At 61.1% G+C, this 14156-nt stretch carries 14 protein-coding genes and 2 pseudogenes; 8 read left to right on the top strand and 8 right to left on the bottom strand.

The genetic code is table 11. The features are described 5' to 3' along the window. Positions 1 to 323 precede the first annotated feature (323 nt). Positions 324 to 1745 (top strand): M10 family metallopeptidase, encoded by a 1422-nt coding sequence (locus AA309_RS23625; RefSeq protein WP_047191488.1) that lies wholly within the window; start codon positions 324 to 326, stop codon positions 1743 to 1745. Between the two features lie 196 nt (positions 1746 to 1941). Here the strand turns inward: AA309_RS23625 and AA309_RS23620 are convergent, their stop codons facing one another. From AA309_RS23620 to AA309_RS23600, 5 genes are all read right to left on the bottom strand, one after another. Then, the gene (locus AA309_RS23620) at positions 1942 to 2439 is read right to left on the bottom strand and encodes a GAF domain-containing protein (protein WP_047191487.1); all 498 of its coding nucleotides are present in this window, start codon (positions 2437 to 2439) and stop codon (positions 1942 to 1944) included. 87 nt (positions 2440 to 2526) lie between these two features. Beyond that, positions 2527 to 2976, bottom strand: coding sequence for a DUF488 domain-containing protein (locus AA309_RS23615; RefSeq protein WP_047191486.1), 450 nt, complete (start codon positions 2974 to 2976; stop codon positions 2527 to 2529). 5 nt (positions 2977 to 2981) lie between these two features. Next, the gene (locus AA309_RS23610; protein WP_047191485.1) at positions 2982 to 3557 is read right to left on the bottom strand and encodes a hypothetical protein; all 576 of its coding nucleotides are present in this window, start codon (positions 3555 to 3557) and stop codon (positions 2982 to 2984) included. An 11-nt stretch (positions 3558 to 3568) separates the two neighbouring features. Further along, positions 3569 to 4741 (bottom strand): zinc-dependent alcohol dehydrogenase, encoded by a 1173-nt coding sequence (locus AA309_RS23605; RefSeq protein ID WP_047191484.1) that lies wholly within the window; start codon positions 4739 to 4741, stop codon positions 3569 to 3571. A 139-nt stretch (positions 4742 to 4880) separates the two neighbouring features. Next, on the bottom strand, positions 4881 to 5306 hold the full coding sequence (locus AA309_RS23600; protein ID WP_047191483.1) for an NUDIX hydrolase: 426 nt from the start codon (positions 5304 to 5306) through the stop codon (positions 4881 to 4883). Between the two features lie 195 nt (positions 5307 to 5501). Between AA309_RS23600 and AA309_RS23595 the strand changes: the two genes are divergently transcribed. The 4 genes from AA309_RS23595 (at position 5502) to AA309_RS23580 (ending at position 10891) form a co-directional block, all read left to right on the top strand. After that, the gene (locus AA309_RS23595) at positions 5502 to 6296 is read left to right on the top strand and encodes an inositol monophosphatase family protein (RefSeq protein WP_084731568.1); all 795 of its coding nucleotides are present in this window, start codon (positions 5502 to 5504) and stop codon (positions 6294 to 6296) included. A 127-nt stretch (positions 6297 to 6423) separates the two neighbouring features. Further along, positions 6424 to 7470, top strand: a complete 1047-nt coding sequence (locus AA309_RS23590) for an ABC transporter substrate-binding protein (RefSeq protein WP_047191481.1) — start codon at positions 6424 to 6426, stop codon at positions 7468 to 7470. Between the two features lie 119 nt (positions 7471 to 7589). Then, positions 7590 to 9779: an ABC transporter permease gene (locus AA309_RS23585; protein ID WP_047191480.1), complete on the top strand. Its 2190-nt coding sequence runs from the start codon at positions 7590 to 7592 to the stop codon at positions 9777 to 9779. Positions 9780 to 9784: 5 nt separating this feature from the next. Further along, entirely contained in the window at positions 9785 to 10891 is a 1107-nt protein-coding gene (locus AA309_RS23580; protein ID WP_047191517.1) for an ABC transporter ATP-binding protein, read from the top strand. 95 nt (positions 10892 to 10986) lie between these two features. Here AA309_RS23580 and AA309_RS23575 read toward each other — a convergent pair whose 3' ends face one another. Further along, complete coding sequence (locus tag AA309_RS23575) at positions 10987 to 11754, bottom strand: ion channel (protein WP_047191479.1); 768 nt, start codon at positions 11752 to 11754, stop codon at positions 10987 to 10989. 169 nt (positions 11755 to 11923) lie between these two features. Between AA309_RS23575 and AA309_RS23570 the strand changes: the two genes are divergently transcribed. Then, positions 11924 to 12583: an HAD family hydrolase gene (locus AA309_RS23570; protein ID WP_047191478.1), complete on the top strand. Its 660-nt coding sequence runs from the start codon at positions 11924 to 11926 to the stop codon at positions 12581 to 12583. An 8-nt stretch (positions 12584 to 12591) separates the two neighbouring features. Here AA309_RS23570 and AA309_RS23565 read toward each other — a convergent pair whose 3' ends face one another. Continuing rightward, positions 12592 to 12984: a winged helix-turn-helix transcriptional regulator gene (locus AA309_RS23565; RefSeq protein ID WP_047191477.1), complete on the bottom strand. Its 393-nt coding sequence runs from the start codon at positions 12982 to 12984 to the stop codon at positions 12592 to 12594. A 103-nt stretch (positions 12985 to 13087) separates the two neighbouring features. On the opposite strand from AA309_RS23565, the gene AA309_RS23560 reads away from it, so the two are divergent. Beyond that, positions 13088 to 13690, top strand: a complete 603-nt coding sequence (locus AA309_RS23560) for an NADPH-dependent FMN reductase (RefSeq protein ID WP_047191476.1) — start codon at positions 13088 to 13090, stop codon at positions 13688 to 13690. Then, positions 13618 to 13959 (top strand): annotated as a pseudogene (locus AA309_RS36795) (hypothetical protein); the annotation flags it as partial. The gene AA309_RS23560 and the pseudogene AA309_RS36795, both read left to right, overlap by 73 nt. Before the next feature lie 56 nt (positions 13960 to 14015). Here the strand turns inward: AA309_RS36795 and AA309_RS36790 are convergent. Further along, positions 14016 to 14156 (bottom strand): annotated as a pseudogene (locus tag AA309_RS36790) (DUF1801 domain-containing protein); the annotation flags it as partial.

Below are 14156 nucleotides of genomic sequence, written 5' to 3'. Positions count from 1 at the left end.
TTCAGTGGCTGCCAAGGCGCGCCATGCGAGCCGCAGCATGCTCGTGGATACGCGTGTCCGACCCTGCTGCGTCAGATCGTCCAACAAATTGAAGTTCGTCCTAACTCACTTTTTCGCCCGGAAGATTTAGGCTAAAGTTCTCAAAGCCTAGAAGGCTAAGCATCAAGAACGATCAAGATTTCGAAGAATGGGGCATGCACATTGCACTTCAATGTAATTTTGAAACACGCCAAGTCTCTGCCTTCAAACAATACCAGCAGAAGCAACAGCTAAGTTATTTCCTTCCCAATCAATCCATTTTCTAAACGAGATTGAGCCGACCAATGCCTTCCACCTCGTCCATCGCCACGACAAGCAACACCTATATCAACGCTCTTCTGGGTGACGAGAAGTGGGCGACAAACAGCCTGACCTACAGCTTTCCGATGTCTTCCGCCTATTACGGCGATCCCTATGGCAGCAGCGAGCCTGTGGACAATTTCGGTGTGTTCCTGAGCGGTCAACAGGCGGCAGCGCGCGCAGCGCTCAAGCTCTATTCCTCGGTCGCCAATCTGACCTTCACGGCGATCACCGAGACGAGTTATCAGCACGCCGATCTTCGGTTTGCCCGCTCGGATAAACCCGGCACAGCCTGGGCGTACTTTCCGAGCACACATGAAGCCGGCGGGGATGTCTGGGTCAACAATTCCAGCCGAATCTATGACGCTCCGCGCAAGGGCAACTACGCTTACCTGACAATCGTTCACGAGATCGGCCATGCGCTCGGTCTGGAACATCCGCATGAGGGCAGCACCATCATGCCGCTCAGCCGTGACTCCATGGAATACACCGTCATGAGCTACCGCTCTTATACAGGAGCCTCGCTGTCGTCCGGTTACGTCAACGAGACCTGGGGTTATTCGCAGTCGCTGATGATGTACGACATCGCCGCGATCCAACATCTCTACGGTGCGAATTACGCGACCAACAGCACAAACACGACATACGCCTGGAGCCCCGCCACCGGCGAACTGCTGGTCAACGGCGTCCGACAGGGAGCCCCCGGCGGCAATCGCATTCTCCAGACCGTTTGGGATGGTGGCGGTGCCGACACGTATGATTTCACTCAATACACGACAGGCGTGCAGGTCAATCTTGCTCCCGGCACCTGGACGATCACATCGACGGCACAGCGCGCGAAGCTCAAATGGGATGGAACGAAACTCGCTGCCGGCAACATCGCCAATGCCCTTCTTTACAATGGCGATACCCGCTCCCTGATCGAGAATGCATGGGGCGGCTCAGGCAGTGACACACTCAAAGGAAATTCCGGTAACAACACCCTGAAAGGCAACGCCGGTAATGATGTGCTTTACGGCTACACCGGCAACGATGCGCTCGTCGGCGGCTCCGGAAACGACAAGATGATCGGGCAGACCGGACAAGACCGTATGTACGGCAACAGCGGCGCCGACACTTTCATCTTCTCGGCCGTGAGCGATTCCCCGACACTCGCGAGAGATGCGATCTATGATTTCAAGCGTGGCGAAGATCATATCGACCTGCGGAGCATCGACGCAAACACCCTGATCACCGGCAATCAGGCATTCACGTTTATCGGTCAAACGGCGTTCACGGCGAAGGCGGGCCAGCTCAGGTTTTCAGGTGGTGTTCTCTCGGCTGACGTGAATGGCGACAAGAGTGCCGATTTTGCGGCGACCATGGTCGGCCTCACGAGCATGGCCAGCAGCGATTTCTATCTATAGCGGGATACTTCGGCACGATCATCTCTCCTAAGGCTTTAAGGGACAGCATGCACGGCTGCTCAGCCAAGTGCATGCTACCGCCGAAGGGAACGTTCAAAAGAGCAGGCCTGCAGGCGTAATGGGCCGATAGAAGCGATCCGGCCTATAGGAGGCTTCATTGTGATTGCCCCCGCCACATGGCAGGGAGCAAACGGTCTTAGGCAGGCAACTCTGAGGCCCCGAGATAAATCTGCACGAGCCGCTCGCATCCCTCACGGTCCTCTTCATCGAACCGGTCGGGATGCGGACTGTCGAGGTCGAGAACGCCGATGACCCGCCCGTCCTTGATCAGAGGAACCACGAGTTCGGAACGGGAGGCGCTGTCGCAGGCGATATGACCTGGGAAAGCATGAACATCAGGCACGACGATGGAAGCCTTGCGCTCCACGGCCGCACCGCAAACGCCACGGCCAACGGCGATCCGCACGCAGGCCGCCTTGCCCTGGAACGGCCCCAGCACGAGTTCCGGACCGCGCATGAAATAAAATCCGGCCCAGTTCAGGTCGGGAAGGATCTGATAGATCAGCGCCGACATATTCGCCGCATTGGCAATGGCGTCGGGCTCACCCTCCAAGAGGGCGGCGAGCTGTTGAGCAAGCGAGGCATAAAGGTCGCGCTTGCTGGCGAAGGAAGGAAGAGGTTTGGCTTCGAACATGGGACTCACTTATGAGCCCTCGCCCTGCTTGTCCAGTCTGTCCTGTGGGAACTGAAGCCGAGCTTGACGGCTGAGGGACAGGCTCGCTTACAGAACCATCAAATCCACCGTCTCGAAGCCCAGGCCCTCGAGCCGCTGCGCCAGAACGCGCCGGTGGCAATTGGCGGGATCGCGCTCGAAGCACAGAAGGCAGATCGGCCTTGCGCCAGCCAAGGCCTCCAGATCCCGGAATGCTTCCTGCGCTTCTTCCGTGGCCAACACCTCATCGCAATAGATACGGCGCATCAGCTCGCCATCGCCGGCCCGTGCCGCCTGGCGGCCTTCCTTGGGCGTTCCGAGCTTGATGAAGTGCTCATAGCCGATGCCCTGGCTCGCAAGCGCATCGCGGAGAGAGGATTTCGAGAAACCGCGCTTGCGGGAGAGCGCAACAGCGCGCACATCCGCGAGCGTCTCGACGCCCGCGTCCTTCAAGGTCGCGAGGAAGCGGTCAACATCCGCTCCCTCGTAACCGATCGTAAAAACCTGCGGCTTTGCCATCCCATTTACATGGACGGCATCGGGCGCTGTGGCAAGTCGGGTTGTGTATAGGGTCTCAAGGCCTCCGGCGTACGGAAGTCTCGAGGGACCTCGAAGTCGCTTGCAGCACCGCGCGATTGCTCCACGCCGCGCGGGAAGCCGGTACGGTCCGAATAATCCTGCATGGGCGGCAGCGGATGCGGGCTTTCGCGGCTGAGCGTCTGCGCGCAATAGACGTCGAGCGCCGTCACACCGGCGACAGCCGCCATGGCGATGCCGACATTGGTCTTCTTCGGATTGTCGCCCTCGAGCGCCGTGGCAAGCGTCGCGAGATCGAGACCATCGCCAGCCACACGCCCCCAGATCCAGGGTGTCGGATCTTTCGATGCAAGAATGCCGACGCCCGTTGCGATCTCACGCAGACCATAGCCCGCGATCAATCCTTCCTGCCCTTTCATGCCGAGCGCTCGCGCCAGGGGACGAGGCGCGGCGATTTCTGCGATGCCGAGAGCAATCGAGAAGATTCCAAGGCCACGCGCGAGCGTGTCCGTTGCGGTGTCGGCATGACCGCGCCGACGGGTTCTTTCGGTTTCGTAGCGCATGATGTTGGCCTTTAAGGTTTGAGCACGACCTTGATGCAACCGTCCTGCTTGTCGCGGAAGACCTTGTACATCTCAGGCCCTTCTTCCAGCCCGACGGTATGCGTGATCACGAAGGACGGATCGATCTGCCCTTCCTCGATGCGCCGCAGCAGATCGTCGGTCCAGCGGTTCACATGAGTCTGACCCGTGCGGATCGTGAGACCTTTGTTCATGATCGCACCGAAGGGGATCTTGTCGAGAAGCCCGCCATAGACGCCGGGAATCGAGAGCGTTCCCGCCGGACGGCAGACATAAGCCATCTCACGCAAGACATGCGGGCGATCCGTTTCCATCATCGTCGCCTGTTTCACGCGGTCATACATGGCATCGACAGTGCCGGCTGCATGCGCCTCCATGCCGACGGCATCGATGCACTTCTCCGGGCCCTTGCCGTTGGTGAGCTCATTCAAGCGCTCAATGACGCTTTCCTCATCGAAGTTGATGGTGATCGCGCCGCCCGCTTCCGCCATGGCGAGGCGCTCCGGCACGCGATCGATCACGACCACTTGCTTCGCGCCGAGCAGGATGGCGCTGCGGATCGCCATCTGACCGACAGGGCCGGCGCCCCAGATCGCCACCGTGTCAGTCGGCTGAATGTCGCATTGAACGGCCGCCTGCCAGCCGGTGGGGAAGATATCGCCGAGGAAGAGGAGTTTCTCGTCCGGAATGCCATCCGGCACTTTGATATGCGTAGCGTCGGCGAACGGAACGCGCAGATATTCGGCCTGTCCGCCCTGATAGCCGCCGGTGAGATGCGTATAACCAAAAAGACCGGCGGTGGCGTGACCGAAAGCCTTGGCTGCAATGTGGCCGTTGCGGTTTGTGCGCTCGCAAACGGAGAAGTTGCCGCGTCGGCACTGCTCGCACTCGCCACAGATGATCGTAAATGGAACGACGATGCGGTCTCCGACCTTGAGCTTGCCTTTGGTCTCAGGTCCAACGTCGACCACCTCGCCCATCATCTCGTGCCCCATGACATCGCCGCTCTTCATGCCTGGCATGAAGTGGTCGTAGAGGTGGAGATCCGAACCGCAGATGGCACAGCTCGTCACCTTGATGATCGCGTCGCGCGGATGCTCGATCTGCGGATCAGGAACGGAGTCGCAACGGATATCCGTCGTGCCGTGCCAAACAAGCGCCTTCATCGAAATCTCCTTCCAGCATGCCTGAAAACGGCCAAGCTGTGCTGCATGGCCGCCTCGGTATGGGAAAAGACTTCTTGAAGAGCATTGCGTTCCCTGGGGAGCGCAATTTTCAGGGCGCTACCTCAAAAGGACAGGCGCGTCACACATGCTCCGGAAGGCTGCGGATGAGTTCCGCCAGCGCGGGCTCCAGCACCTGGTGGGCAGCCTCTTCGACTTCGAACCATTGTGCCTGACGCTGCCCCTTCTCCCGCCAGGACTTGAGCTGCTTTGAGACTTCCAGGGGATACACATTCACCCGGCAGAGATCGAAATGCGTGGAGCGGCGCTTCCAGTAATCATAATAGCCCAGCGGCTTCTGCTTGATCTCGCCCTTCACGCCGGCCTCCTCCTCGGCTTCCTGGGCCGCAGCCTTGTGCGGCTTCTTGCCCTTCATCGGCCAGCCCTTGGGAATCAGCCAGCGCTTGGTCTCGCGGGACGTGACGAGGAGCACCTCGACCTTCCCGTCCTTGATGCGGAAGGGGAGTGCTGCGACCTGGCTGAGTTCTTCTTTCGGCGTCCGGGGCATTCGACGAGAGTAGGATTCCTGAGCGGTTAGCCTATAACATAGTTTACTTGAGCCGGCTAATAAAGGATCAATTCAACAGGTTCTGGGAACATCTCTTTGTTTGATAGAGTACGCGGTTCTCCGCATTCTCACGAACCATCATGAATGCCTGACAACATCCGGCCGCCTTTTTGATCCTGGGGACGCCTGAACGCCATGACGACCGACAGCCTGGATATGAGATTTACCGCCGCCTGCGCCATCGCCCGCGAGGCCGGAGTGCTGGCGCGCAAGCGCTTCCTGGAGCGCCCGCGCTCCCAGCGCCCGGATTTCAAGGGCCCGCAAGACTTCCTGACGGCCACCGATGCGGAGGTCGAGGAGTTGATCCGGCGCCGCCTGAGCGAACTCTTTCCCAATGACTCGTTCTTCGGCGAGGAAGGTGGCGGCTCCTTCGAGCGCGATGTCTGGGTCGTGGATCCGATCGACGGCACGGCGAACTTCGCCCGCGGTATCCCGCATTTTGCCATCTCCATTGCTTTTGTACGCGACGGCCAGGTCGAGATCGGCGTGATCTACGACGTGATGCATGCGGATCTCTACACCGCCCAGCGCGGGCGCGGGGCGATCCTCAACGGCGAACCGATCAAGGTGAGCGGATTGTCCGATATGCGCCAGGCCACCGTCGAGGCCGGCTGGTCGTCCCGCCTGCCTCCGGAGCCCTACGTCGCTGTCGTCGAGCGGCTGAAGAAGAGCGGCGCGAATGTGCGCCGCGCAGGTTCGGGCACCCTTGGCCTCGCCTATGTGGCGGACGGCCGGATCGATGCCTATTGCGAGCTGCATATCAATTCATGGGACGCCTTGGCGGGTCTTCTCATCATCGAGGAAGCCGGCGGCTGGACCAACAACTTTCTGGCGAAGGACGGATTACGCGAGGGCAACCCTATTCTCGCCTGCACACCGGAACTCGCAGAAGCCCTGGTAGCAGCCACAGGCATAGCCCAGGAGCCCTGACGCCGGAGCAATGAGTCCAAAGATTCATTTCAGCATCATCGGCTGGGCTCTTGACCGGGCGCTCTATCGGAGTGAGCTTAGCCGACCAACAAAAACAATAACGATAAAACCCTATGGGAGGAAAACTATGAAACTGAAGAAGAATCTCGTTGCCGCCACGATGCTGGCGGGTTCCATGACCGCCCTCTCGTTCCTGTCGGCCGGAACGGCCCAGGCTCAGGGCGCGCTCGTGATGTATTGCGGCGTGCAGGAGGAATGGTGCCGCGCCATGGTCGGCGCGTTCGAGCGTGACACGGGCGTCAAGGTATCCATGACCCGCAAGAGCTCGGGCGAGATTTTCGCCCAGATCAAGGCAGAGTCCGCCAATCCGCGCGCCGACATCTGGTGGGGCGGCACGGGCGATCCGCACATGCAGGCTGCCGAGGAGGGCCTGACGGTCGAGTACAAATCGCCGAAGATGAGCGAGCTTCAGGACTGGGCCGTACGCCAGTGGGAGCAGTCCAAGCAGCGCACCGTCGGCATCTATTCCGGCGCGCTGGGCTTCGGCTACAACACCGAACTCGCCAAGACGAACAACGTGCCGGAGCTGAAATGCTGGGCCGATCTGCTCAAGCCCGAGCTGAAGGACGAGGTCCAGGTCGCGGATCCGAACTCTTCGGGCACGGCCTATACGCTGCTTGCCACCATCGTCCAGATCATGGGTGAGGACAAAGGCTTCGAGTACCTGAAAGCCCTGCACAAGAACGTCAACCAATACACCAAGTCGGGTGCCGCTCCCGCCAAGGCCGTGGCACAGGGCGAGACGACCGCCGGCATCACCTTCATGCATGACATGGTGACGATGGTCGTGGACAAGGCTCCGATCAAGGTCGTGGCTCCCTGCGAAGGCACGGGCTACGAGATCGGCTCCATGTCGATCGTCAAGGGCGCGAAGAACCTGGAGAACGCGAAGAAGTTCTACGACTGGGCTCTGACGGCGGACGCGCAGAAGATCGGCGCGGAAGCGAAGTCCTATCAGGTGCCTTCCAACAAGAGCACGCCGGTCCCGCCGCAGGCTCCCAAGCTCACCGACATCAAGCTGATCAATTTCGACTTCGCGAAATACGGCTCCTCGGAAGAACGCAAGCGTCTCCTGTCCAAGTGGGACAACGAGGTGAAGAACCTGCCGAAATAGGCAGCGCGAACCGGTCCGGCGAGACCTGTGGCGTTTCGCCGGACCGGTTCTTCCTCACCTGTGAAATTGGAAGTCGGGTTTTCTCTTAAGCCCGCATTGATCCTGACGCGAGAACAGACATGTCACGGGCAACCCTTGGCTGGATCGTTCTAGGCTGGGTCGGCTTCGCCCTCCTGCCCTGGTATGGTTTCGACCGCACGGCCGTTCCGACCCTCACCGACTACATCGTCGGCGGGTCGGCTCTCGTTCATGGCCTGAACGGCGCCTGGTGGCTTCTGCCCATTCTCGTGCCGCTTCTGATGAGCCTGCGCCCTGCCCTTCTGCCTTCGCGAGCAGACAACAGCACATGGCTCATCGCCTCCGGCTTCTTAGGTCTCGCACTGATCGTGATCGAAGGCTTCACCATCGGCCTGAACGGCTGGACGCTCGACGTCCTTAAAGCTCTCACCGGCGGAAACGGACCGAGCCAAGCCGGTATGGGCTATGGTGCCGCCCTCACCTCCACGGCTTTTCTCATCATTCTCTGCCATGGGCTGGCCGCGCGCGGCTGGTGCCGGGGAGATGCTTTCGTCACCTCCTCCATCGGCGTGGTTATCGCGCTCATCATCGTCTTCGTGTTCTTCCCCGTCGCGACGATCCTTGCGAGCGCCTTTGCGGACAACGACGGCAACTTCGCGCCGCTCACGTTCCTGACGAAGTTCATGGACAAGTCGATCTGGGGGCTCGATTGCCTCTCGAGCGACCTGCGCTGCGGCGTGGCCTGGAACACCCTCTTCCTCGGCCTCCTCGTCGGTGTCGGCACCACGGCTCTGGGACTTGCCTTCGCGCTCATCGCCACCCGTACGGCCTTCCGCTACAAGAAGCTCCTGCGCGTGATGAGCGTGCTGCCCATCATCACGCCTCCCTTCGTGATCGGTCTCGCGCTCATCCTGATCTTCGGCCGATCCGGCGCGCTCTCGTCCGTGTTGTGGGAGTGGTTCGGGATTCCGCGCTCGCGCTGGATCTATGGCCTTCCCGGCGTCTTCATCGCGCAGCTCCTGGCGTTCACACCCATCGCCTTCCTGGTGCTGATCGGTGTGGTGCAGGGCATCAGCCCGACGCTGGAGGAGGCCTCCCAAACCCTTCGCGCGAAGAGCTGGACGACCTTCGTGACGGTGACGCTGCCGCTCATGCGCCCCGGCCTCGCGAATGCCTTCCTCCTCGGCTTCGTGGAAAGCCTCGCCGATTTTGGCAATCCCCTCGTGCTCGGCGGCAATTACGAGGTTCTTTCCACCAAGATCTTCTTCGCCGTCGTCGGTGCGCAACAGGATCAGGGCCGTGCCGCTGTGCTCTCCATCATTCTGCTCGCCTTCACGCTCGGCGCCTTCTGGCTGCAGCATGCCTGGCTCGGCAAGAAGGTCTACACGACAGTGACGGGCAAGGGCGATTCGGGCGTTCCACTGCCCCTGCCCCGCCGCGTGGCCCTGGCATCCTACTTCACGGCCATTCCGTGGGCGCTGTTCACGGTGGCCGTTTACACGATCATCCTGGTCGGCGCCTTCGTGCGCTCCATGGGCCGCGACTACACGCCGACCCTCGAGCACTTCCTCACCGCCTTCCGCATCGAGCGAACGGATCGGGGGCTCTACTTCTCCGGATCGGCTTGGGATTCGTTCTTCGCCACCGTGAAGGTCGCGGCTCTTTCCGCGCCGCTCACGGCCGCCATCGGCCTGCTGACGGCGTATCTCCTCACCCGTCAGCGCTTCTCCGGGCAGCGCTCCTTCGAGTTCGGCACCCTGCTCAGCTTCGCGATCCCCGGTACCGTGGTGGGTGTGTCCTACATTCTCGCCTTCAACGTCCCGCCGATTGAGATCACCGGCACGGGCTTCGTGCTCGTAATGTGCTTCGTGTTCCGCAACATGCCCGTGGGCGTGCGCTCCGGCATCGCCACCTTGAGCCAGATCGACAAGAGTCTGGACGAGGCCTCGCTCACGCTCGGCGCCCGCTCGGCCACCACCATGCGCCGCGTGGTGCTGCCCCTTCTGCGCCCGGCCATCGTCGCCTCGCTCGTCTATTCCTTCGTGCGCGCGATGACGGCTGTCAGCGCCGTGATCTTCCTGGTCACTGCGGAGTACAACATGGCGACGACCTACATCGTCGGCCGCGTCGAAGCGGGCGAGTTCGGCCTCGCGATCGCCTATTCCACCGTGCTCATCATCGTCATGCTGCTTGCGATCCTCGCGATCCAGCTTGCGGTCGGCGAGCGGCGTCTCGGACGCCGTACGCTGAGCACTTCAGCCAGTCCCGTTGCCGCTCAAGCCATTCCATGAACCGCATGTCATCCCTAAGCTCCCTGTCCCGTTCCCCGGCCTCCAAGAAGCAGGCGGCTTCGGTCGAGTTTCGTGGCGTGACGAAGCGCTACGGCAGCGTCACGGCCGTCGACAACGTGTCCTTCACCATCGAGCCCGGCCAGCTCGTGACCCTGCTCGGCCCCTCGGGTTGCGGCAAGACCACGACCCTGCGCATGATCGCCGGTCTTGAAATGGCAAGCGAAGGGCAGATCCTGATCGGCGGACGCGATGTGACGCATCTCTCGGCCGCTGATCGCGACGTGAGCATGGTGTTTCAATCCTATGCGCTCTTCCCGCACATGTCGGTGCTGGAGAATGTCGCCTACGGCCCGACCGTGCAGGGCATCTCGAAGAAGGATGCCTACGAGATGGCCATGGAGAAGCTCGAATTGATCGGCCTCAAAGGCCTCGAGAAGCGCGCCCCGTCCGAGCTCTCCGGCGGCCAGCAGCAACGCGTCGCCGTCGCGCGCGCTCTGGTGCTCGAGCCGCAGGTGCTGCTGTTCGATGAGCCGCTCTCCAACCTTGACGCCAAGCTGCGCCGCCGCGTGCGCGAGGACATCCGCGAACTGCAGCAGAGTCTCAACCTCACGGTCGCCTATGTCACGCATGATCAGGAGGAGGCGCTTGCCGTCTCGGACCACATCATCGTGATGTCGAACGCCCGCATCGCGCAGACCGGTACGCCGCGGGAGCTCTACGAGGAACCTGCGGATCTCTTCGTCGCCGACTTCATTGGCGACGCCAACATCATTTCCGGTGAAGTCGTCGATGACACAGGGCCGGTTGCCAATGTGAAAATCGGCAACCTGAACGTCCAGCTGCCCCGTCGCGGCGCAGGCCCGGGTCCGGTGAAGCTCGCGGTCCGTCCTGATGCCATCGTGCTGGATGAAGCTTCCGCAGCTCTCGGCAGGATCACCGGCACAGTGAGGAAGGCCTCCTATCTCGGCACGCAGACGGAGTATGAGGTGGAGAGCCCGATCGGGAATCTGTTCGTGGTGCAATATGGCCGCAAGGATACGATTGCGCCAGGCACACCGATCTCGGTTTCCTTTGCCTCTCAGCGCGGTATCGCAATCATTCCTGGTGCATGACAGCCAGAGCTGTTTCCATTGGCATGGAAACAGCTTACCTCCTTGCCGAGCCGCATTTTTGCCGGTGAACCGGGACCCACCTCACCGAAAATGCTCTATACAGCGCCCTCGTCAGGAATGTTGAGGATGGTGCCGCAGGCCTTGCAATGGACGGCATCCCTGTCATGCCGCTGCAGCCCGCAGACCGGACAGGGATGGCGCACCTTGTTGGGCCGCAACAGAACCTGCACGAGGCGCAGGAACAGGGTCACGCCGAAGATCATGATGATCACGGAGAGCAGGTGTCCGAGCGTTCCCGTGAGGGTGATGTCGCCGAAACCGGTGGTGGTGAGCGCCGCCATGGTGAAGTAGAGCGCGTCGATATAGTTGCCCATCTTCTCATTGGTCCAGCGCTGCGTCTCATAGACAAAACCGGTCATGATGAAGATGAAGACGCTGAGATTGACCGTTGCGATGATCAGCTCCTCGTTTCTCCGGAAGAATGGGCTGTCGGCGCGCAGGCGCACGAGAAGCTGGTAGGTGTGGAGCAACCGTACCGTCCGCAGGATGCGCAGGAAGCCGATTCCCTCTCCGACGATGGGGGCCAGAAACGACACGATAGCCGCCACGTCGGCCACGGTCGTCGGGTGCAGGAGATCCTTCCAGGGTGTCGGGCTGATCGCAAGGCGCGCAGAAAAGTCGGCGAGCACGATGAGGCCGATGACGATATCAATGCCCTGCACGAACTTGGAGTGCGGCAGGAAGGAGGAAACGACGATGAAAAGAATGGTGACGATATCGAAAACCAGAAGGGCATAGCGGAAACGGTGAGCCTCCGGCACATCCGCCTCGTAGAGAAACTTAAGCTTGTCCATCACCCTCATCGAGTTTCCTCGCTATCGATCTTGAGGGGAGTGCAAGCCATGAGCGACATCATGTTTCCTGGATTGGGGACCCCCACATTATCTATAAGGCAGCCTTGCAATTCTAACAGGGTGTCTTTTGAGCCGAAGCGGCTTACCTGATAGCCACAACCCCTCGCGAGACGGAACGATGCTCAAGGCCTTGATTTTCGATATGGACGGCACCCTGGTGCACAGCGACCCCGTGCACCTCCAAGCCTTTGTCGAGGTTCTGGGCCCGGAAGGTGTGGCGGTCGACGAGCATGTCTACCGCTCCACGATCATCGGCCGAACCAACGAATCCATCTTCGCCACTCTCCTGCCCGATCGCACCGTCGACGAGCACGTAGCCTTCGCTGACGAGAAGGAGGCAGCCTTCCGCCGATTGGCGCTTGATCTCAAGCCTTTGGACGGCCTCCTCGATCTACTCGACTGGGCGAAGGAGCGCGGGATCAAGGTTGCGCTCGTCACCAACGCCCCGCGCCTCAATGCGGAGCATATGCTCGATGTGCTGAGCCTCAGGGAGCATTTTCCGGTCCAGATCACCATCGATCAGGTGGCGCGCGGAAAGCCCGATCCCCTCCCCTATCTCGCGGCCCTGGAGCGGCTCGGCGTGCGCGCGGACGAGGCTGTCGCCTTCGAGGATTCCCCCTCCGGCATGAAAGCCGCCAAGGCTGCGAGCCTCTTCTCTTTTGGCGTGCTGACCGGCCTGACCGCACAGGAAATGCGGGATGTGGGAGCGGATGCGACCATCGAGGATTTCCACGCCCCCGTCCTCTGGGACGAATTGAACCGCAGAGCCGCTGGCTGAGCCTGGCCTCAGGCGGCGTCTGTTTCCGGCTCGACGCCAGCTGCCTCATCGAAGCGCCGCCGCGCCTCTAGAATCTCGTCCCGGTTCTCGATGGCCCAGGCTCCCAGAGCCCGCACAGTCTTGAGCAGACTGCAACCCAGCCCTGTGAGATGGTACTCCACCCGGGGCGGAATGGTGGGGTAAATCGTGCGCGTCACGAGCCCGTCGCGCTCCAATCCGCGCAAGGTCAAGGTCAGCATCCGCTGCGAGATGCCGCTGACGATGCGGCGTAACTCATTGAATCTTTTGGGCCCGTCGCCCAGCTGCACCACAACCTGGACGCTCCACTTGTCACCTACGCGGGAGAGGACTTCCGTGACCGTGAGACAGTTGGCGGGCACATCTGTGTGACTGGGTGACATGAAAGTGCCTCCTTGCGGCTCACTCCGAAAGTTACTTAATGAGCCTCGGTTACAAAACGGAACTTAATACCTGTTCCGATCCGTCGCAACCCGAGGAGACGACATGACCCTCAAACTTCATACGATCATCGCAAGCACCCGTCCCGGCCGGATCGGCCCCAGCATCGCGAATTGGTTCAACGACTTCGCCGCCGAGCACGGCAAGTTCGATCCGGTTCTGGTCGATCTCGCCGATTTCAACCTGCCGATCTTCGACGAGCCCGAGCACCCGATGAAGCAGGACTATAAGCATGCCCATACCAGGGCTTGGGCGGAGAGCGTCTCGGCGGCTGACGCCTTCGTGTTCGTCACGCCGGAATACAACTACGCTCCACCTCCGGCGCTGGTGAATGCGCTCAACTACCTGTCCCGCGAGTGGAATTATACGCCCGTCGGCTTCGTAAGCTATGGCGGCATCTCGGGCGGGCTGCGCTCTGTCCAGGTCGCCAAGCAGATCGTGACGACCCTGAAGATGATGCCGATTCCGGAAGGCGTGCCGATGCCGATGGTGTTCCAGAATCTGGAAAACGGAAAGCTGAAGCCCGCCGACATCTACAAGACCTCGGCCGCCACGATGCTCGACGAGCTTCACAGGTGGGCCGAGAGCCTGAGAGGCCTCCGTGCCCAGCACAAGGCCACGCTGCAGATGAGGGCTCAGGCTGCGTAAGTCGCCATCAGCACACAAAACCGACGAGGCATCGCTGCCACGAACAGCGATGCCTGTTACTTTGGAGCGAAGGCCCAGGCGCTGTTTACAGAGTAGTTGCCGCATGGCTCAGGCATTGCTTCAAGAATGCCTCTTGGGGGAAGGCTGGATTGAATCGTGGCGACCTGAGCGAAGCGGAATGGCGTTTGCTCGAACCCCTTCTCTCACCGGAGCGAGGACGCAAGAGCTGGCCCGCGTTCGACAATCGGCAGATCGTCAATGGCGTTTCGTGGCCCATTCGCACTGGGGTGCCGTGGCGCGATCTGCCGGAGAAGGGGGGCGTGGCTCAAGCACTGGAGCGCGCCGACGGGCTTCTCGGCCGCGGGGCATCCGAGGACGTGTTGAGTGCCACGGCGGCGCGGATGAGCGCCTTCAACGCCTCTTCGTCCATCGTGTCGCCCTCGTGGAAATCGATGGCACGCCTGGT

The organism is Microvirga vignae (assembly GCF_001017175.1).
Lineage (GTDB): Bacteria > Pseudomonadota > Alphaproteobacteria > Rhizobiales > Beijerinckiaceae > Microvirga > Microvirga vignae.
Note: the sequence above shows the minus strand (reverse complement) of the source record. Positions and strands in the feature narration are given on the sequence as shown.

Excerpts from the sequence above, each read along its gene's own strand:
- AA309_RS23625 (WP_047191488.1), top strand. The coding sequence starts at position 324 with ATGCCTTCCACCTCGTCCATCGCCACGACAAGCAACACCTATATCAAC.
- AA309_RS23620 (WP_047191487.1), bottom strand. The coding sequence starts at position 2,439 with ATGTTCGAAGCCAAACCTCTTCCTTCCTTCGCCAGCAAGCGCGACCTT.
- AA309_RS23615 (WP_047191486.1), bottom strand. The coding sequence starts at position 2,976 with ATGGCAAAGCCGCAGGTTTTTACGATCGGTTACGAGGGAGCGGATGTT.
- AA309_RS23610 (WP_047191485.1), bottom strand. The coding sequence starts at position 3,557 with ATGCGCTACGAAACCGAAAGAACCCGTCGGCGCGGTCATGCCGACACC.
- AA309_RS23605 (WP_047191484.1), bottom strand. The coding sequence starts at position 4,741 with ATGAAGGCGCTTGTTTGGCACGGCACGACGGATATCCGTTGCGACTCC.
- AA309_RS23600 (WP_047191483.1), bottom strand. The coding sequence starts at position 5,306 with ATGCCCCGGACGCCGAAAGAAGAACTCAGCCAGGTCGCAGCACTCCCC.
- AA309_RS23595 (WP_084731568.1), top strand. The coding sequence starts at position 5,502 with ATGACGACCGACAGCCTGGATATGAGATTTACCGCCGCCTGCGCCATC.
- AA309_RS23590 (WP_047191481.1), top strand. The coding sequence starts at position 6,424 with ATGAAACTGAAGAAGAATCTCGTTGCCGCCACGATGCTGGCGGGTTCC.
- AA309_RS23585 (WP_047191480.1), top strand. The coding sequence starts at position 7,590 with ATGTCACGGGCAACCCTTGGCTGGATCGTTCTAGGCTGGGTCGGCTTC.
- AA309_RS23580 (WP_047191517.1), top strand. The coding sequence starts at position 9,785 with ATGTCATCCCTAAGCTCCCTGTCCCGTTCCCCGGCCTCCAAGAAGCAG.
- AA309_RS23575 (WP_047191479.1), bottom strand. The coding sequence starts at position 11,754 with ATGAGGGTGATGGACAAGCTTAAGTTTCTCTACGAGGCGGATGTGCCG.
- AA309_RS23570 (WP_047191478.1), top strand. The coding sequence starts at position 11,924 with ATGCTCAAGGCCTTGATTTTCGATATGGACGGCACCCTGGTGCACAGC.
- AA309_RS23565 (WP_047191477.1), bottom strand. The coding sequence starts at position 12,984 with ATGTCACCCAGTCACACAGATGTGCCCGCCAACTGTCTCACGGTCACG.
- AA309_RS23560 (WP_047191476.1), top strand. The coding sequence starts at position 13,088 with ATGACCCTCAAACTTCATACGATCATCGCAAGCACCCGTCCCGGCCGG.